21 protein-coding genes are annotated in these 19,901 nt (G+C 33.4%); 4 read left to right on the forward strand and 17 right to left on the reverse strand.

All coding sequences use genetic code 11. The annotated features are described in order from the left end of the window. Positions 1–276 precede the first annotated feature (276 nt). The 3 genes from AZF04_RS00935 to AZF04_RS00940 form a co-directional block, all read right to left on the reverse strand. The gene (locus tag AZF04_RS00935; protein WP_061947182.1) at positions 277–1,164 is read right to left on the reverse strand and encodes a hypothetical protein; all 888 of its coding nucleotides are present in this window, start codon (positions 1,162–1,164) and stop codon (positions 277–279) included. Between the two features lie 90 nt (positions 1,165–1,254). Next, a complete protein-coding gene (locus tag AZF04_RS21080; RefSeq protein ID WP_156479499.1) occupies positions 1,255–1,407 on the reverse strand; it encodes a hypothetical protein in 153 nt (50 codons plus the stop codon). A 278-nt stretch (positions 1,408–1,685) separates the two neighbouring features. Further along, entirely contained in the window at positions 1,686–2,285 is a 600-nt protein-coding gene (locus AZF04_RS00940) for a hypothetical protein (protein WP_061947183.1), read from the reverse strand. A gap of 426 nt (positions 2,286–2,711) precedes the next feature. On the opposite strand from AZF04_RS00940, the gene AZF04_RS00945 reads away from it, so the two are divergent. Then, a complete protein-coding gene (locus AZF04_RS00945) occupies positions 2,712–3,374 on the forward strand; it encodes an SOS response-associated peptidase (RefSeq protein ID WP_061947184.1) in 663 nt (220 codons plus the stop codon). 322 nt (positions 3,375–3,696) lie between these two features. Here the strand turns inward: AZF04_RS00945 and AZF04_RS00950 are convergent, their stop codons facing one another. The 7 genes from AZF04_RS00950 to AZF04_RS00980 all read right to left on the reverse strand — a co-directional run bounded on the left by AZF04_RS00950 (position 3,697) and on the right by AZF04_RS00980 (position 11,257). Further along, positions 3,697–4,503, reverse strand: a complete 807-nt coding sequence (locus AZF04_RS00950; protein ID WP_061947185.1) for a helix-turn-helix domain-containing protein — start codon at positions 4,501–4,503, stop codon at positions 3,697–3,699. Between the two features lie 442 nt (positions 4,504–4,945). Then, positions 4,946–5,860, reverse strand: coding sequence for a tyrosine-type recombinase/integrase (locus tag AZF04_RS00955; protein ID WP_061947186.1), 915 nt, complete (start codon positions 5,858–5,860; stop codon positions 4,946–4,948). 256 nt (positions 5,861–6,116) lie between these two features. Then, a complete protein-coding gene (locus AZF04_RS00960; RefSeq protein WP_045479009.1) occupies positions 6,117–6,332 on the reverse strand; it encodes a YneF family protein in 216 nt (71 codons plus the stop codon). A gap of 142 nt (positions 6,333–6,474) precedes the next feature. Beyond that, the gene (gene sirA, locus AZF04_RS00965) at positions 6,475–6,933 is read right to left on the reverse strand and encodes a sporulation inhibitor of replication protein SirA (protein ID WP_061947187.1); all 459 of its coding nucleotides are present in this window, start codon (positions 6,931–6,933) and stop codon (positions 6,475–6,477) included. Between the two features lie 208 nt (positions 6,934–7,141). Next, the gene (gene tkt, locus AZF04_RS00970) at positions 7,142–9,139 is read right to left on the reverse strand and encodes a transketolase (protein WP_061947188.1); all 1,998 of its coding nucleotides are present in this window, start codon (positions 9,137–9,139) and stop codon (positions 7,142–7,144) included. Between the two features lie 241 nt (positions 9,140–9,380). After that, on the reverse strand, positions 9,381–9,620 hold the full coding sequence (locus AZF04_RS00975) for a DUF896 domain-containing protein (protein WP_061947189.1): 240 nt from the start codon (positions 9,618–9,620) through the stop codon (positions 9,381–9,383). A gap of 656 nt (positions 9,621–10,276) precedes the next feature. Then, on the reverse strand, positions 10,277–11,257 hold the full coding sequence (locus AZF04_RS00980; RefSeq protein ID WP_061947190.1) for a TraB/GumN family protein: 981 nt from the start codon (positions 11,255–11,257) through the stop codon (positions 10,277–10,279). A 422-nt stretch (positions 11,258–11,679) separates the two neighbouring features. Between AZF04_RS00980 and AZF04_RS00985 the strand changes: the two genes are divergently transcribed. Beyond that, positions 11,680–12,123, forward strand: coding sequence for a hypothetical protein (locus tag AZF04_RS00985; protein ID WP_153017185.1), 444 nt, complete (start codon positions 11,680–11,682; stop codon positions 12,121–12,123). A gap of 54 nt (positions 12,124–12,177) precedes the next feature. Here AZF04_RS00985 and AZF04_RS00990 read toward each other — a convergent pair whose 3' ends face one another. The 3 genes from AZF04_RS00990 to AZF04_RS01000 all read right to left on the reverse strand — a co-directional run bounded on the left by AZF04_RS00990 (position 12,178) and on the right by AZF04_RS01000 (position 13,876). After that, on the reverse strand, positions 12,178–12,393 hold the full coding sequence (locus AZF04_RS00990) for a hypothetical protein (protein ID WP_061947192.1): 216 nt from the start codon (positions 12,391–12,393) through the stop codon (positions 12,178–12,180). A gap of 573 nt (positions 12,394–12,966) precedes the next feature. Then, a complete protein-coding gene (locus tag AZF04_RS00995) occupies positions 12,967–13,626 on the reverse strand; it encodes a YneB family resolvase-like protein (protein WP_061947193.1) in 660 nt (219 codons plus the stop codon). Between the two features lie 31 nt (positions 13,627–13,657). Then, positions 13,658–13,876, reverse strand: coding sequence for a hypothetical protein (locus tag AZF04_RS01000; RefSeq protein WP_061947194.1), 219 nt, complete (start codon positions 13,874–13,876; stop codon positions 13,658–13,660). Between the two features lie 154 nt (positions 13,877–14,030). On the opposite strand from AZF04_RS01000, the gene lexA reads away from it, so the two are divergent. Beyond that, positions 14,031–14,669 (forward strand): transcriptional repressor LexA, encoded by a 639-nt coding sequence (gene lexA / locus AZF04_RS01005; RefSeq protein ID WP_061947195.1) that lies wholly within the window; start codon positions 14,031–14,033, stop codon positions 14,667–14,669. A gap of 158 nt (positions 14,670–14,827) precedes the next feature. After that, positions 14,828–15,067 (forward strand): hypothetical protein, encoded by a 240-nt coding sequence (locus AZF04_RS01010; RefSeq protein ID WP_061947196.1) that lies wholly within the window; start codon positions 14,828–14,830, stop codon positions 15,065–15,067. 111 nt (positions 15,068–15,178) lie between these two features. Here AZF04_RS01010 and adhE read toward each other — a convergent pair whose 3' ends face one another. From adhE to AZF04_RS01025, 4 genes are all read right to left on the reverse strand, one after another. Next, a complete protein-coding gene (gene adhE, locus AZF04_RS01015) occupies positions 15,179–17,791 on the reverse strand; it encodes a bifunctional acetaldehyde-CoA/alcohol dehydrogenase (RefSeq protein ID WP_305765090.1) in 2,613 nt (870 codons plus the stop codon). A gap of 360 nt (positions 17,792–18,151) precedes the next feature. Continuing rightward, positions 18,152–18,274, reverse strand: coding sequence for a hypothetical protein (locus AZF04_RS21725; RefSeq protein WP_268753408.1), 123 nt, complete (start codon positions 18,272–18,274; stop codon positions 18,152–18,154). Positions 18,275–19,168: 894 nt separating this feature from the next. Beyond that, positions 19,169–19,639, reverse strand: a complete 471-nt coding sequence (locus AZF04_RS01020; RefSeq protein WP_061950394.1) for a hypothetical protein — start codon at positions 19,637–19,639, stop codon at positions 19,169–19,171. Positions 19,640–19,667: 28 nt separating this feature from the next. Continuing rightward, positions 19,668–19,892, reverse strand: coding sequence for a helix-turn-helix domain-containing protein (locus AZF04_RS01025; RefSeq protein WP_061947198.1), 225 nt, complete (start codon positions 19,890–19,892; stop codon positions 19,668–19,670). Positions 19,893–19,901: the final 9 nt, after the last annotated feature.

Raw genomic sequence — 19,901 nt, forward strand, 5'->3', positions numbered from 1 at the left:
TCCATGCCGAGAAGATTCTAAAGAATCTTCTTATATATCTACTTATATATTTTCTAAATAAATATTATTAAATAGTCTTCTTATGTATATTATTATGTATCTTCTAAAAGATCTTATAGAGAACGCACACACCACTCAAACCCTTACACCACAAAGGATACAAATTCTCATTTTCGAATTTTCTTCCATAAAACAAAAAACAACTTCCTAAAGAATAAAATTAATTTCCTTATTATAAAAATCTATTTCCCTATTTTTATAATTCATTTCCGATTTTTAATAGTCAGCTTCCAATTCTTTAAAAACATCTTCCATATCATCAAAATCTACTTCCGTCTTTTCTAAGTTTACTGCCGTCTTTTTTGACGTTCGCTCAATTACCGTATTCATTAATGCTAGGTTATGTATTGGAGTGTAGGAAGAAGAAGGCTCTTCACCATTATCAATTTTAAAATTATAGTTAGCTGGTCTAACCTCCGATATAAGATCGAGATCAATTAGTTTATTGACATATTTATGTGTATTTTGATTAAGTTTGATATTTAACCTCTCTGACAATTTACTTATCGTTATGTAAATAGACTTATTTGCCTTTTCACGGTTTATACGGTTAAAAAATAAGTATGTTATAAACTCTTTTCTATTTAAAATTCCATTATGTAATAAATCGAACTCATCAATATGGACATTAAAATAGCTATGATATTTAACTTCACCAGACTTAGCACTTTTTACTGGAGGTATAAAATCAACATAATAGTGTGTAATCTTTTGGTTTTTTTGAGCAACTGGATTGTATGCAGCGTGTATTTTTTTGTTGACTAAATATGCTTCTTGTTCATCGACCTCTCTAAGTTCACCATATATCCAATGGTATCTCGCATTAGTTTTAGATTTAATTTCACCAAGTTTAATAATACTCGTTCTAATTTGTTTGTCGCTCATTTTTAAATACTTTGCAATTTCCATCTTAGACAAAACTAATTTATTTTGGTTGATTAATTGTAAAAATGCAAATACAATCAAATCAGCTTCAGTAATTTTCCCCTTCTCATATATGTCGTCAAATATATTGTTATTTACCTGGACAAAAGCTAAATTACTCTTGATATAGTTTTTAATTTCATCATAACCCCTAATTTTCTTTCGTTTAATTCGCCCCATTCAATTCCTCCATTTTTTGTATTTTCCAATGACATTAGCAACAAACAGCTGAACTATTACATCTCACTCACCTCCTCTCAATTAATAAAATTACTCAGCTTGAGCATATAATTTAATCAACATATCTTCATCTTTGTACTCACACTGTCCACTAAAATCCTCATAACTCTCTAATAAAGCTTCAGTCTCATTTTGATTATTGTCATTTAATAAAGTTAAATACCCTATCAATAGTTTGTCCATTGTTCGTTCAACCTCCCAGTATTTGTAATTTATATATAATCTGTATTATATATATTTTCTAGTTGACTTATAGTTTACTTCCAAGTATACTTTACCTATGTTAAAAATAAATACAGGGAAAACTCTATTTTTTTGAGTCGTGCTTTGATATTAAACTATCAGACTAACAAAGTCAATAGTTTATTTGTGTTTTTAAAATACTTTAAAGCTAATCCAGATACAGGGTTAACTTTAAAGTATTTATGTGTTATCTTTTTAGTATATTATTGACAATAATCTTATCGTTTTTCTAAGATTGTTTTAGCTGCTTTGTATCTTATTTCTTCTTCATTGCTATTTAATAATTTCTCTAATACACTCATTGCTTTATCTTCTAACGAAGAATTTAGCTCTAACTCTTTTTCACCATAAATTATACTATTAACAACATTATAATGCTTTGTTATATCTGCAATTGCCCCTGGGTATCTCATTGATACCTTTAATTCTTCTGGTAATTCAGTTCTAATTAAAGGTTCTTTATCAAAAAACCATTTAACTCTTCTTTGATGTGGATATCCAGTTCCTTTTTTATCAATATCTAAACTCTCTTCGTATACATACTCAGATTTAATTTCTCCAAAATATACATCTTTCTTATTATCATCTGGTACAACGACAATATCTCCTCTTTTCATAACATTAACAAAAGAATTTACATTCCCAACACCTTCCTCCCAGTCAAACTGTTCCAAAAGGGTACGAATATCTGAATAATTATGATTAATTAAATTTTTACCAACAGGATACCCAACAGCAATAATATCTGAATTTAAGAAATCCACCATATGGTTAGTTCCATGCGGTAAAGGTCTGACAAGCCATACATTTTTTCTCATATTCTACACTCCTTATTCATCTTTATAATTAATTATAATGAAACATGATAACTAATTATGTTAACTTATGATAACACATAATAACTTATGAGTAAATATGAAAATGTTTTGATTTAGAAATAATTTCCTAATCTATACTGATTACCATCTACTGTAATCTCATAATTCTCTCCACCTAATTCACACATGTCCTCCATTTTCCCTTATTCTACCTACGTTTTTTCCACTTTTCCTCTAAAATTACGACTCATATTTTCGACTCTTGCTCTCCATTCCTACTATCACCACTTTCCCCTTATGATACATAGCTTTTTCACACTTTCCACACCTATATTCGACTCACACTGTTTAATTTGCATCTCATCCTCACATACTATAATCTTATAAATAATTATATCTAACCCTATTCTAAAACGAGGTGAAACTATGTGTGGAAGATTTACAATAATCACACCTAAAGAATCTCTTGAAGAACAATTACAGCTCCCTTTTCCTGAATTTAGTCCAAATTACAACGTAGCTCCTTCTCAAAAAGTATTATCTATTGTTTCTGATTCCTCTAACAAATGGAAATCAGGATTTCTACAATGGGGTTTAGTTCCATCATGGGCTAAAGACACTAAGATTGGCTATAAGATGATCAATGCTCGTGGTGAAACTTTAGATGAAAAACCTTCTTTTAAACGTTTATTATCTCGTAGACGTTGCTTAATACCAGCGGATAGTTTTTATGAATGGAAACGTAATGATGATAATACCAAACAACCCTATAGAATAATGGTAAATAAGGGAGATGTTTTTACATTTGCTGGACTATGGGATAGATGGAAAACAGATACTCAAGAAATTGTGACTTGTACGATTATTACCACTAAACCAAATCATTTCATTAGTAATATACATGATCGAATGCCTGTTATATTAGATGGTGAAGATAGAAAGACTTGGTTAGACAATTCTATTGAGGATAAACATATTCTTAAGGAATTATTCACACCTTATGATGAAAATAAGATGTCAGCTTATGAAGTGTCTACACTAGTGAATAGCCCAAGAAATAATAGTGCTGAATGTGTGGAGGGAATATAAAAATCGCATAAAATAAATTCCTTTAATTCCTCACACCATTATTGGAATTTTTTACTTATTGATAGCTTTATGTTTTTTAATATATAATCACATTACAAAAGCTCAGTAAGGGCGTGGCGTTAGGTGTGTAACTTGACTCCAGGAAGAGTTATCATATTCTCCATTAATGGTTTTGGAGTGTTTGATAGCTCTTTTTTTTATTTTATTAAGATTTATACTATCTACATAAGTGCCATAATTAAGTGATATCCAATTAAAACAGCTGCACATATTAAAATTAGCTTTTGGTCAATATCTAAGTGGATAAAACGTTTGATTATACTCATTTTGACACCTCTTTTAATTGTGCCAGTTCCAAATCAAATAACCGATCAAAAGTTTCTAATACACCTTTATATAAATATCCAAATATATTTTTGATTTTACCGTATTTGACTTTATAAACCACTCCTTGCAAAACTCTGATTACATCGTCTAAATAAGCGTCTATAGAGTGATCTAGGGCGCATTTAGAATATGCTAATTGGACTTTGTTATAGAGTTTAACAATGTCAGATTCATTTTTAGAGATTAGTTTTGCATACATGGCGAATCGATTAGGGATATAAGTTGGTAAACAAAATATTTCATTTTGATTGGAAGGATCGCTAATTACGTTTACTAGATCTTTAGATTTTTTAAAAGGTTGTTTAAGAGATTGTTTTGATAGACTGACCCCATGACTACTAGGCTGAATATTATCATTTTTAAGCTCTGTAAGAGGCTCTACAGGCAAAATAACATAAGTATTACTCGTTTGCCCTCTCCTCTTTATATCTTGCGTCTGATAAGCTTTGATGATCTTTAAGGCGATTAACTCCTTGATAGACCTCTGAATAGTCCTAACGCTCACTTTCAGATGCTCTGCCATAGTTTTATTAGACATCCAAGAGACACCTAAAATAACAACGCTGTGAGAGCTAATATGCGCTAGTAATGCCATAATAGATTCTTTACATGAGTAAGCCTTTAAAGTGTCCATGTGAGCCGATACGGACTGATTTAGAGCATCTAGAGTTGCGAATGATTGTAGTGTATTTCGCTCATTTGAGAGAATATAATCTGGATTGTATTTAATTAGTGGATTCATTGTTTTAGTCTCCTTTTAATTAAAGGACACTCGCCAACTTATTACCCTCTGTCTTATTTTTCGACATACTTAAATAAACCTACAAAGAAGTGGATTTTTTTGAGGTAACTGTGATAAAATAATATTAGTGAGATATTATTTATCGGTTGGGCATTGTGAGTGTTGGTAGCACTCATAGTGTCCTTTTTATTTGTTTATTATTTCAATATTAATTGAACTGTAACTATCTTATTTCTCTACCGATCAATAGCTCTAACTCTTCTTTGATTGTATTGAGAGAATCTAAAGAGCCTTGAATATAACCAAAGCGTTCCAGTAAGTGCTTGGGTGGGTTATTCCCGTATTCTTCTAATATCGAATTAAATTCTTCTTCATTCCGTCTAATAATCTTCGTTTATGGGTTTTAAATTACTCACTTATTTGTCACTCCTCTTAAATTTTGCTAGTACACATTGTGTAGATTCATTAGTGGACTTGAAGAAATCGCTTTTACTGATAATTGCGAGCTATCCAAACTCCTCAAATATCGCTCCGTTATATTTATATCACTGTGTCCTAAAAGTTTGGATAAACTGTAGATGTCAATGCCAGATAAGACACTCTGTACTGCAAAATAATGCCTAAACATATGTGGTGAAACCCTCTTACTATCTATGCCAACACGCTTTGAAGACTCTTTAACTAAGTTATAAACTGCTACAGTAGACATTGACTTACCCTGATAAGCTAAAAAATAGTGGTCACTTTGCTTAATCCTACCTTTAAAATATTGACGTTTTACTCTCTCATATTTAATTAATATCTTTTTTAACGCTGGAGAAATAAAAACCAATCTCTCTTTACTCCCTTTTCCGAAAACTAAAATTTCCGTCTCACGTACATTAACCTCCTTCAATCCAGAAACTTCCATCGCTCTTAAACCGCAGTCAGTCATAATACACAAAATTGCCAAATTTCTGGTATTTAAGAAATCATTGCCTTTAAAGGAGTTCATCATTTTTACGACTTCGTTTGTTGTTAGTCCAGTTAATACAAGTTTAGGTACTTTTGGTAGAGCCACTTTATCCATCGGACTCTTAACTAAATATTCTTCATTAACACACCAGTTAAAAAATGCCTTAACTTGTTTAGCCATACTTTGAATAGACTGGGGTTTTAACCCTGAATTTTGCTTATATCTTAAATAGGCTTTCATGTCTGCTTGGTGAATCGATGTAAGCTCTGTTATACCTCTCTTCTCAACTAAAAAAGCTTTGAGTTGCTTATATTCTTGACGTTTATTAATCATAGTTTTCTTTGTATAATTTCGTGCAAGACAGTGATACTCATATTCCATAAACGCATCCTCTAATAGCATTAATTTCACCTCTACACTTAATCTATCCTTTTGGAAATTAAAGCAGAAAAATTAACCAAAATCCCTTTTAAAACACAAAAAAATCACATCCTCTCCTTAATTTTACATACGGAGATAATGTGATTTAAAAGTAAATTAATTGTAATTTTAAAAGAGTGATGATGGATTAAGCCAATCAATATTTTAGAATATTAGATAACGTTAATTCAATAATCAAAACTCTTGTAACCCTTGTTATATCAGTAGTTTTTGTAGTTTATTTCCCTTGCTGTCTTTGCATAGCCTGCATCATTTGGTTAATTTTCTTTTGCGATGGCTTTTGACCCATTTGCATCATCATTACTCGTAACATTTGCTCGTTAATTGGTGGATTTTTCTTCAAATAATTTTTCATTGTTGCCCTAGCAATAAAAAACCCAATAGCTAGTCCAGCTAATACGGCAGCTGTGTAACCAAGAATATGCCAAATCATTCCAACTTCCTCCTTCGACCTTTAAAACATTCAAGCTAAGCGACATCATGTGCTTGACTCAATCTTTTTCATTATATCTTAATGAAGATCGTTTTAAAAGGTCTAAAAAATCAGTTTTATAAATATTCTCCCTTAAAACGATTTAATTCCAAGAAACACCAGTTAAATATTTGGCTTGTCGTATCGGATTTAACCACCCAAAATGCTTTTGTTCAACATCTACAGCGAAAAAGCAAGGGTCAATCTTTCTTAATACCTCAAAATAAATCGTTTCCGCATCTAATGCCCCTTGTGATGTCACCGTCAAATAATGCTGATTTATAATGAGATCAGCTGAGCTAAATGGCTCTTTGATTTGGACACGATGAATTTGCTCTGATTCAGAATAACCTCTACTCTCTCTTAACGATTGTTTGATTCTTTGTTGCAATAATAAGGTTGGAAGAGGCTTGGAAATATACTCTATTTGTTTTTCAATAATGATTCGATCTGCTAAAGAACCTCTCTCGCGATCAGAAAACAATTGAAAGAGTTTAGGTTCTTGTCCGAAATAATGACTAGCGACTTTTTCCTGTAATAAATACACTTGGTAACGTCTCATTATGAACAGCTCCTTCAGACAAGTTTTTTTCTATTATACCTATTCCCCAGTAAAATCTCTGTCTGTTTGTAGGAGAAGGAAACCACTGTTTTTGTCGAAATTTTGCTACTATAGGATACTTTTCTGCTACCAAGAGTAAGAAATGTCGAAATCTTTGTAATCGCTAAAAAACCCCTTCCTAATAAGGAAAGGGGTTAAGATGCATCGTTTATTTTAATAAAGCTTTTGCTTTTGCTGCAACGTTTTCTGCTGTAAAGCCATATTCAGATAAAATTTTATCAGCAGGTGCTGAAGCTCCAAACGTATCGATCGCTAGAACATCCCCATGATCACCTACGTATTTAGCCCAACCTATGGAAGAACCCATTTCAATCCCTAAACGAGCTTTAACGGATGATGGCAATACAGAGTTTTTATATTCATCCGATTGCTTTTCAAAGCGATCCCAGCTTGGCATACTAACTACAGAAGCTTGAATTCCTTCTTTTTCTAATAAAGACTGCGCTTCAACCGCTAAAGGTACTTCTGAACCAGAAGCTAGCAATAATACCTCGGCTTCTTCTTTTGCTTTCGAAACCACATATGCTCCTTTTTTGACACCTTCATAAGCATGCTCGTCGGTACCTTCAATTGTTTTAAGGTTTTGTCGAGTTAATACTAATGCAGTAGGAACCTCCTTGCTCTCAAGTGCAAGTTTCCAAGCAGCAACTGTTTCATTACTATCTCCAGGTCGGATAACAGACAATCCCGGCATAGCACGTAAAGCAGCTAATTGCTCGACTGGCTCATGAGTTGGTCCATCTTCCCCTACAGCAATACTATCGTGCGTGAAAATATAAATAACTGGTAACTTCATTAGTGCAGCTAATCGAATAGCAGGTCTTAAGTAATCAGAAAAAACAAAGAAGGTTGCTCCAAATACTTTTAAACCTCCGTGTAATGCCATTCCGTTGATAGCCGTTCCCATCGCAAACTCACGAACCCCAAACCAAATGTTCTTTCCTTCATAGCTGTTACGTGAATAGTCACCTAAATCCTTCATATAAGATTTATTAGAACCAGCAAGGTCGGCAGAACCACCAAAAATTTGTGGTACATTTTGAGCAAAAGCATTTAATGCTTCTCCAGAAGATGAACGTGTAGCAACGCTTGAGCCAGCTTCATATGTTGGAGCTTGACTATCCCAACCTTCAGGAAGTTCACCTGAAGTAGCTAACTCATACTGCTTCGCTAATTCTGGATACTCTTTTTTATAAGAAGCGAATAGCTGATTCCACTCATCTTCTTTTTTCTGACCTTGTTGTTTTTGTTCAGAGAAAAATTGAGCCACTTCATCTGGTACATGAAAATCTTCTTCAAAGGTCCATTTATAGTAATCCTTTGTTAGTTTGATTTCATCATCACCTAGAGGAGCACCATGAGAGGCAGATTTTCCTGATTTATTAGGTGAACCGTAACCAATGACCGTTTTCACTTCAATTAATGTCGGACGCTCGTCTGCTTGAGCTTGCTCAATGGCTCGTCCTATTTCTTCTAAATCTCTTCCGTCTTCAACACGAATCACTTGCCATCCGTATGCTTTGTAACGATCTTCCACATTCTCAGAGAAAGAAAGGTTTAGATCTCCATCTAAAGAAATATCGTTAGAATCATACAGAACAATAAGACGTCCAAGCTTCAAATGGGCCGCTAAAGAGGCTGCTTCTGCAGATACTCCTTCCATTAAATCTCCATCTCCACAAATACTATATGTAAAGTGATCAACAATTGGGAAATTTTCTTTATTATATGTAGCAGCTAAATGACTTTCTGCCATCGCCATACCTACAGCCATTCCTATTCCTTGACCTAATGGACCAGTTGTTGCTTCAACTCCTGGAGTATGACCATATTCAGGATGCCCAGGTGTCTTACTTCCCCACTGTCTAAATTGCTTTAAATCCTCAATTGAGACATCGTACCCAGTCAAATGTAATAAACTATATAGGAGCATTGAGCCATGACCGGCTGATAAAACAAAACGGTCACGATTATCCCAGTTTGGATTGCTTGGATTATGGTTCATAAATTTCGTCCATAAACTAAACGCCATAGGTGCGGCACCCATTGGCATACCTGGATGACCAGAATTTGCTTTTTGAACAGAATCAATTGATAATGTTCGAATCGTATTAATAGCTAATTGTTCAACATTTGTTGTCAACATGCTTCATCCTTTCCACACTTAACATTTTCTCGTTATAATCATATACTTTCTTACTGCATAGTACAAGAGTTACCATTATGAATATTTTCTTTCATTTTTAAAAATTCTGTTAATCTCATTTTAAATATTATGTTACGAAAGAAAACTACTATACTTTTCAGGATAGTAGCTATCTTTTAATAGAAGATATTCATCATGAAAATACTCTCTTACTTTCATTCATGAGGGATTCAATATTTAATTATTGTTGGAAACCCCGATACGTTTTTTTACTTTCCCTTAATGCATTAGGAGTCACGTCATCTCCCTTTTCATCTACTACTTTTACATTGTGAAGTTGATTTTTAAATGAATTTCTAAAGGTATTTAAATACTCTTGTCTAAGTTTGTGTTGTTCCTTCTCCTCAGATTTTGTAAGTCCTCCCGCCTTTGCGCGTTTGGACAATTCATTTATTCGATCGATTTTATCCTTCGATAACATCTTATTCACTCACTTTCTAATTTTAAAAAATTAACTAATTGAATCCATTTCATCATTCTTATCTTATAATGAAAACCGAACGATTTGGTTTTTGATTTTCACTTTAGGTAGATGCTTTCCCAAGGGCTTGTCTTCAGCTAACTCCGACTTCGCAGGGCTTCGTCAGAGTGGATCTTCAAACTGCGCTCATCCTTTGGGAGTCACTACCTACCGTTTCAATCAAGAATTTCATTCGCAAACGTTTAAAACATATTTTATAAGAAACGTTCGATTTTATTCGTTTATAGATCAATTATGAAATTCACTCAATCCTATGAATGACAGGTCTAATTCTAGCTTTTACCCATGCTTACATCACAGATAATAAAAATGCCTGCTTACACAAACAGTTTAGCATGTGTACTTTTGTTACCGCAACTTTCGGAATTAGAATGAGATTGGAAATCTTGATAGTTGTTTATTCATGATAAGTATTTTTACACTTACTCAGATTTGTTTGCGATTTAAGGTACGCTTCTGACACTAGCTACCGATTTTTTTTTTACTATTTTGTCCTTTAAAAATAAAAAAGAAGCTTCCCTCACTAAATGTAAAAGGAAAACTTCTCAAATTATGTGTTTTATAAGAAAGAAAAAAGTAAATTCGCAAAAGCCTTATTAATAAATATGTTCAATCTCATACCCCATATCTTCTAGAATGGAAGGAATACTCGGCTCCATTAAGACATGAGCCGTTCCGACAAAAACAAAATACGTTTGCCCAGAATCCTCTTGTAAAATCTCATCAATTTGTACTGCCATTCCCATGTTTCTTTCATCATTAATAGCTTCCCAATATTCGTCATCAATGCCCGCCTCATCAAAACTCTCTGTCATATTAGCTAAGGCTTCATAATTTCCATCTAGCCAATCTTGAGCCAATTGTTCTACATTTTTAATTTCTTCATCGAAATTCTCGATCATGAACTCTAGGGTTTGAATTTGTGTTTCTAAAGACAGGTCACTCAGCATATTATATTGGAGTTCTTCACTTTCCAATGGACGGATTTCCTTTCCAGCTGCTTCAGCTCGTTCTAAGAAGTATAAATCTACTGCATAATTTGGAGATATCGTAGACTCTTGTACAATCATTTGAAACAGAAATCCTAGCTCAACATACCAAGGCTGAAAATGATTCACCATATCCATTTCTAAGTCATATCTTTCTAAAATAACCTGTAATTGTTCATAAGCATCTTCTGACAGTAAATCGTCTAATGTCGTTTCATCTTCAAGCATTGCTAAATCTATTAAATCATCAGGTGACATGGTCATTTCTAATAAATTGATTTCTGGTAATACAACGTCTGCATTTTCAAAAGCACCTTCAATTTCTGGGTGCAGCGGATAAAAATCTTCTGTCCCTACATGAATCGTTCCTTGCATGTAAACTTCCGTATCACCTGATTCCACTTTCCAGAGAAATCCACCATTATCGGTTTCTTCTTGAGCTTCTTCCTCATTGACCTCCTCCTCTTGTGCTTCACCGTTTTCACTCGTACCTGTTTCTGTTTCCTGTGATTCCTCAACTGTTTCAGTATCATCATTACATGCAACAAGTGCTATTGATAATAGTAAAAGTAGTATATATTTTTTCATTTGATTTCCCCCAAATCCTATTTTTTTCTTCTCTGAACCTTTAATTTCCTAAATAAAGGTAAATAAAACCTGATTTTCAAAAGGATGTTTTCGTACATATTTTTTTCTTTTGGCATTAAAAAGGCATTTATTCACTATTTTATTGTATGATTAGAGGAAGATTTCTTCATCAACTAAAGGGGAGAAAAGTCTTATAAGTTTTCTCCAAAAACGATTAGCAGTTAAAAGCAGGATTAGTAAGACTAGAAAAAATTAAAAAAGGAGAAATAGAAGATATTATGACTAAAAGAAACTTTTATATTATACTTTCTTTCCTTCTTTTAAATGGAATATATCTTATGTTACATTTTGGACATTTTTTCCTAGTTTACTTAGGTATTTCAGGATTCTACCCAATACTTCTCCTCAATGGAGTGTTCTTAGTGTCTGTCAGTTTTTTTAAGCACTTCCCTAAAATTTTAAGAACAATTTCGAACATCCTGGCTCTATCCTTTATCACCATTTTCCTCGTCTGTTTCATGGTTGTTTCATTGTTCGGACCTACTTATCTCACATTAGAATCTAAAAATGGAGATTTGAAAGTAACAGTTGAATATACTGATTCATCATTTTTAGATATACATCTAGGAATGAATTTATATGAAACGACTGGCTTTTTTGCTCACAAGTTAAATGAAGATAAAATAGATGTGATGGTTATAATGAATCAGGCAGACGGACGCCCTTCTAGTTTTTTCCTTGGACTTGAAGGTGCATATTGGACCGAAGATAGCCAAATTCACTTACCAGTATGGCGAAATGAAGTCACTTTAAACGTCAGCCGTTCAAGTTCAATTACAGGTGGAGAACCCCTTCATATACAGTAAGATGAAGATGAACTATTGAAAGCAAGAATGCCACTTCTTCAACAATATTAGAGTTTAATAATAGAAATCGCTAGCAAATTCTACATGCTTGAATTCTGCAATATTTTGATAATGTAATTGTTTTAAACCATTTAAATGTATTTCTACTAATGTCTCTAACTCCATTTGTTTGGTTAAATGATTGAAGGTTAATAGTTTCCACTGCTTTTTATTTCTTGCTTCTAGTAAATGGTCTAAGATTTCTTTTAAGAATTTCATTCCTTGCCCCATTATAGATACCATCCTTTTAGGCTAGTATGATAACTCAACAACAAAAAACGTTAATCCTCTTAGAATTAACGCCACTTAAACTTTATTTTAATTCAACCATATCTCACAAACCGAATAAATAAAATCTAATTGAACATAGAATAGTTTAAGTAACTAAAGTTCTCCCTTACTACTAAAATACTTAAAAGTGATTATCGAAAAAATTACTTATAGAGCCTTACTCTTGTAATTCCATTCAAAGGAAATACTTCAAGGTAAAGTTATATGCTCAATTGGAATACTTACTTCATTTATTCTTTTCAATAAATGAAGCAATTTCATAATTCATATCTTATAATGAAAAACGAACGATTAGGTTTTTGATTTCCTCTTTAGGTAGATGCTTTCCCAAGGGCTTGTCTTCAGCTAACTCCGACTACGCAGGGCATCGTCAGAGTGGATCTTCAAACAGCGCTCATCCTTTGGGAGTTACTACCTATCGTTTCAATCAACAAGTTAATTCACAAACATTCAAAACATAACTTATAAGAAAAATTCGGTTCCATTCACATGTAGAGCAATTATGAAATTCACTCAAATATGATTTGATTCGATTTCTTTTACATACTGTTGGTACCGTCTGTGTACAGTAGCTTTAGAAATGTCGTAACCAAATCCTCTTAAAGTAGCAGCGATATCATGGAACGGTAATTTTTTTTCTCGCAATCGGACAATCTCTTCTATCGGTGCCTCGATTTTTTTTCTTCCACCCGTATTATTCTTAGATAAATTTCTTTCTGGTTGATATCCATTTCGGACCGCCGTTTTCATACCACGACTTATTTTCAGATTGTGGATTTTTCTTTGATATTCTTCTACGATCGAGACAATTTCAAGCACCATATGATCAGCCTCAGATAATTGAAGCTCTCCACCATCCTGAACGGTAAAAATGGTTGTACCGTGCTTGGTCAATTCATGAACAATCGCCATCTTAGCATGGCCTCTCCCGATTCTAGTATCATCCTGAACCAAAACTCTATCAATCGATTCAGATTTACAAAATGATAATAAATCAATTAATTCTGGACGATCCATTTCATATCCACTAGCAACCTCTTTAAAAACCTTCACTATTTTCCAGCCTTTTTCAGTAGCGATACTCTTTAACTCAGCAACTTGCCTCACCAAAGAGCTTTCTTGTATTTCTTTTGATGTACTTACTCTTCCATAAATAACGATATTTTCCGACATTAGACACTCTCTTTTCATTTCTTACTGATAGTTACTGAGAGAAGGATGTCATACTCTTCTCTTTTTCTACTAATTGATCATATTCTGATTTGCTTAATATTCTTTCTTCTTGATCATCTTCAAAAGTTATCAAGGGCTCATTTTCAATCGTCGAACTCTTATCGACTTGTAATATAGGAAGTAGCATTAGTCCTAAAGTTAGAAAAGCTACTAGAATCATCATTTTATCTTGTCCTGTAATTTTTTTCATCACATTCACCTCAAATAGGAATATACGTTCTGTCACTTATACTAAACTAGAACATTTGTTTGTGTCAAGCTTTATTTAGAACTTATGTTTGCATTACATACGTTCGCATGTTACAATTTATTTAATCAAAGAAAAAGAAAAAAGGGGTGACATCGTGACACTTACTAAACTATCTAAAAGACAACAGGAAATTTTAGATTTTATAAAAATTGAAGTACGAAAAAAGGGTTATCCACCTTCTGTACGTGAGATTGGTGAAGCAGTAGGGTTAGCTTCTAGTTCTACCGTTCATGGTCATTTATCTAGACTTGAGAAAAAGGGATACATTCGTCGCGATCCTACCAAACCAAGGGCAATTGAAGTGTTAGACTTAGACCAAGGACAAGTAGTAGAGATGGATTCTATTGACAGAAAAGTGAATCATATTCCTATTATTGGTAAAGTTACGGCTGGTTCTCCTATTACTGCCATTGAAAATATTGAAGGGTATTTACCATTGCCTGAGCATCTTTCTTCAAATGAACAAACTTACGTGCTTGTAATTGAAGGAGATAGTATGATAGAAGCTGGTATATTTAATGGTGACATGGTGATTGTTAAACAGCAGCAAACGGCTAATAATGGTGATATCATTGTTGCCATGACAGAAGACGAAGAAGCGACGGTAAAAAGGTTCTTTAAAGAAAAAGACTTTATTCGCCTTCAGCCTGAGAATTCTACAATGGACCCTATTCTATTAAAAAATGTTTCCATTCTAGGAAAAGTAATTGGTGTTTTTAGAACGATTCATTAAAGAGTATGTTAACTACTAAAGGAATATTCCTTTAGTAGTTTTTTATTTGTATGATATTCGACAAATGTAACAGATATTGTTGAACGATTTAGGAAGGATTGATCGACTTTTTAGCTAATAAGTTTAGTAAGAAAAACCTAATCTTAGGAGGATTTAGTGTGAATAATGAGGATCGTTTAATACTAATCGTTATAAAGGGTATGTGTGAGGGTCATGTTTTTCCATCGATTGAAACGTTATGTTTAAGTACAGGTCATTCTCGAAAAACATTGTTTCCCATTTTATATCGACTCAGTAAAGAAGGAAAGATTGCTTGGGTTAATGAGGATGCTGTCATGAGTGTTCCTAGCCAAAACCATAATTTAACTACATCAACTAGTGTGCAGAAAATCATTTAACATAAAAGAGAAAATGAAAGTGCTCTGAACGACATCGTCGCTAAGAGCACTTGTTTTGATACTATACATTTTAAACTAGATCAGGCTATCACTTTTCGTAACTCGCTCCACTTATACCCCTTCATACGCCTTTTGATAGATTTCTTTCAACTCCTCGATTAGTGGCATTCTAGGATTGGCCGTTGTACATTGATCTTCGAAGGCACGTTGAGATAGTCGATTGATTTTCTCTTTAAATAACGTTTGATCAATCCCACAAAGTGAAAGACTCATAGGTATATTTAATTTCTTTGCGAGCTTTATAATCGCTTCTACAAGACTATCCACCCCTTCTTCTGTAGATGCTGCGTTGAGCCCTAATACACGTGCAATTTCAGCATATTTCTTATCTGCTTGATAGTATTGATACTTAGGGAAACTAGTAAATTTAGTTGGCTTTTGTGCATTGTATCGAATAACGTGAGGCATCAGAATTGTATTTGCGCGCCCGTGAGACAAATGAAATTCTGCCCCTAGCTTATGAGCAAGGCTATGATTAATTCCTAAAAAGGCATTAGCGAAAGCCATTCCAGCGATAGTAGAAGCATTATGCATTTTTTCACGTGCAAGAGAATCATTTCCATTGTGATAGGCTTTTGGCAAATATTCAAAAACAAGTTGAATCGCTTTGATAGATAAGCCCTCTGTATAATCATTAGCCATCACAGAAACGTAGGATTCAATAGCATGAGTTAGTACATCCATTCCTGTATCTGCCGTCACTTCTGGTGGAACCGACTGTACATAAACAGGATCAATAATCGCTATATCAGGTGTTAACTCATAATCGGCAAGAGGATATTTTGTTTGTCCTTTTTGATCGGTAATCACCGTAAATGGAGTGACCTCTGAGCCTGTTCCAGAAGTTGTTGGAATCGCAATAAATTTTGCTTTTTTGCCTAGCTTCGGATATTTAAAAACTCGCTTTCGGATATCTAAGAACTTTTGTTTTAAGCCGTCAAATTCAATGGATGGATCCTCGTAAAATAACCACATTGCTTTGGCAGCATCCATTGCCGATCCACCTCCTAACGCTATAATGGTATCAGGATTAAAATCATTCATTGCCTTTGTTCCCCTATAGACCGTTTCTAAGGAAGGATCGGGTTCGACATTAGAAAATACCTCGTATAGAACTTTCTCGTCTCGACGATTTAAATAGGATAAGACGTTTTCAACATAACCCATTTTTACCATAATATCGTCGGTAATAATCATTACTCTCGATAACCCCGGTATATCTTTCAAATATTGGGTAGAATTTTTTTCAAAGTACATTTTCGCAGGTACTTTAAACCATTGCATATTATTTTGCCTTTTAGCTATTTTTTTAATATTAATTAAGTGTTGGATGCCCACATTAGAGGAAGTAGAATTCTTACCGTAGGAGCCACAGCCTAATGTTAGTGATGGTAGTAATTGATTATAAATATCTCCTATTGCTCCTTGTGATGAAGGAGCATTGGTAATAATTCGACAAGCCTTCATTTTTAACCCGAATTTTTCCATTAATTGTTCATTCTGAGTATGAATAACCGCTGTGTGCCCCAGTCCTCCAAAAGCTAGAATTTCTTCTGAAAGCTTGAAACCATGCTCTACGTTTTCCGCCTTATAGCAAGCTAATACAGGACTTAGCTTCTCTCTTGATAATGGAGATTGAGAGCCTACAGTCGTTAGTTCTGCTATTAAAATTTTCGTGTCGATTGGAACATTAATACCCGCATATTGTGCTATTTCATAGGCTTTTTTTCCGACAATTGAAGGATTTACTGCACAAGTTTTTTCACTAATTACTAATTTTTCAACTTTTTTTAGCTCCTCCTTATTTAAGAAATAGCATTGATAAAATTGAAGTTCTTTTTTGGTTACTTCATATATTTCTTGATCGATAATGACGGCCTGCTCGGAGGCGCAAATCATGCCATTATCAAATGTTTTCGACAAGATTAAATCATTTACGGCTTGCTTCACATTTGCTTCTTTGTGTATATAACACGGAACATTCCCAGGTCCTACACCAAGAGCTGGCTTACCTGTTCGATAAGCAGATTGCACCATTGCTGCACCACCCGTTGCTAAAACAATCGCAATATCTTGATGATTCATTAATTGTGTAGTGGCTTCTAAAGATGGCGATTCAATCCATTGAATGCAGTTACTTGGAGCTCCTGCTTTCATAGCAGCAGAGTACATAATTTCTGCTGCTTTTTGACTACATTTTTGAGCAGAGGGATGGAAAGCAAAAATGATTGGATTTCTTGTTTTTAGAGCAATTAAGATTTTAAACATCGTGGTAGAGGTCGGATTGGTGACTGGTGTAACACCTGCAATAACTCCTAATGGCTCAGCTATTTCTATGACTTCTTTGTGTGGATCCTGATTGATTATTCCAACTGTTTTTTCGTCTTTTATTGAATGATACACATATTCAGTAGAAAATATATTTTTAATCATTTTATCTTCTACAACACCCCTACCAGTCTCTTTTACAGCTAATTCTGCTAGTTGAGCATGTGCATCTAAGCCTGCTAAAGCGAGAGCTTGAACCACTTGATCAACCTGTTCTTGAGTATGAGTTAACAGCTCTTTGTATGCCTTCTCTCCTTTTTTTACTAATGAATCAATCATCTGCTCAACTGAATTATTTACATTTTTCTTTAACGTCATTTCTTTTGTTTTCTCCATTTTCACCACTCCTTTTAAAAATTAGTTTGTGAACATTTTCACAAGTTCTGTTAAAAAAAAGATGAATGGCCAAATCACTTTTTATACTTTAAGTATATGTATATATTTTCAAGATGTCTTTGACTAAATGGTGAATATTATGAGTACACTCCTTCACATTTTTGCCATTTTTATTATCTTACTATTTGAAAACCTGCTGAGAAAAGTAAACAATTTGATAATTACTTCCAGCTAATGGTGGCAAGCTCCACCATCTCCCCCTATCATTAATCACTAAAAAATAAAAACCAGTGATTTTACGATTGTAAAGTGCACTGGTTCTTTATATTAAGGTGGCGATTACGCCAACCTTTAAGTTCATTACATGCTATGTTTAACAATTAACGTTAGAACGACAATTGTTCCAATTAATAAAGTATTCATCCAAAAATTTTCTTTTTTCATTTTTTCATAGTTAATTTCATTATTATTTGTTTGTCCCAACCATTATCACCTCCAGCTTTTTATAATATTTAAATATCCCCATAATATTTATTGTCTACTACAAAATATGTAAGTAGGCCTAATGATTATACTTTCATTAAGCATTGGGACTTATCTTTCATTTTACCATATTTTATGTCTACGCAATGAATTAATTATGTATAAATTTCGTCAATTATAGGAATTTGTTTTAAATTGAATCAATTTCATAATAATGAAAACCGAACGATTAGGTGTTTGAATTTCAATTTAGGTAGATGCTTTCCCAAGGGCTTGTCTTCAGCTAATTAGAAAAGAAATAAAGCATCGGTTAAATTATAAGTGAAAATCATAATAAGTTTAACCTTTCCTCCATTATTAGGTCACTTGATTTATGTAATCATGCGACTAATTCATTTAATTTTTATAATTACAACATCTACCTTGAAATATGTGAGACAATGGATGTAAGGAGGAGTGCCTTATTTATATACTGATTAGATGTATAAAAGGGAAAGAGGAAACGTTGAAAGATTCTATTACTCAAAACCCAAAAGCCTTCCTTACCATACACGAAGCTAAATCATTAGCTGATAAATTGAATCACCATTTGAACAAGAAAAAAGTTAATTTATGGACCGTTAAATCTATAAAATAATGATTTATTAGTGTACATTCAGGTATCCAAGAGATACCTTTTTTGTTTATTGTCCCCCAAAGCGGGTATATCCATTATTAATTACTAAAATTTGGGGTGTTTAACTTGAAAAGAAAATATATACTCATTTATGTTTTAGCTTTTTTCGCAGTGCTAATCGGGAGTGCTTTAGCTCGATCGATTTTTGGCTAAAGTAAATTGAGCCAATGGCATACTTTTAAATTCTTGATCAATGCCTTTATGCTCACTGACTAATATTAATAACTAAAAAGCCAAATATATTTTACTTCATTCTCCACAGTCCAAGCTGTCAATTTAATCCTCTGCTTCTTATCCTTATATTCGATCGCTTCTCCTAATCCCATTTCTTTATAAGTATAATAATTATTTCCATAAGCAGTAATTACATCTTCATCTATGTTCCCTGTTTTTATGCCCCGAGAAGTTTCTAAATGATTGCTTATTGAAATCGATTCAATATAGTGATGATAATCCGTTTTTATATAAATATCGTCACCACTATATCCATATCCCCCAGGTTGCTTGTCTTTTTGATTAATCCCATATAATGAAAGTAATTGTTCGTCTATTTTATTACCTATAGAAAAAGGTCCAATAGACTCGTCTTTTAAAGAGGTTGAGGGAGTAAGAAATTCCGTAATAGGAACAAACCATAAAAGAACGATCATCATCAGTAGCACTATCGTTATTATCCTTAATCGTTTCAAAATTCCACCTTCCTATCGAGAGATATTTTTACACGTTATTATCATTGTTATTGTTCCGATACTCAAGAATATCACCTGGTTGACATTCTAATGCCTCACATATTGAATCCAATGTTGATATTCGGATAGCTTTCGCTTTTCCATTTTTTAAAATTGAGAGATTTGCCATCGTAATCCCTACTTTTTCTGAAAGCTCTGTTACACTCATTTTTCTTTTGGCTAACATGACATCGATATTAATAATAATAGCCATCATTTCACC

The organism is Alkalihalobacillus trypoxylicola (assembly GCF_001590785.1).
GTDB classification, from domain to species: Bacteria; Bacillota; Bacilli; order Bacillales; family Bacillaceae_D; genus Alkalihalobacillus; species Alkalihalobacillus trypoxylicola.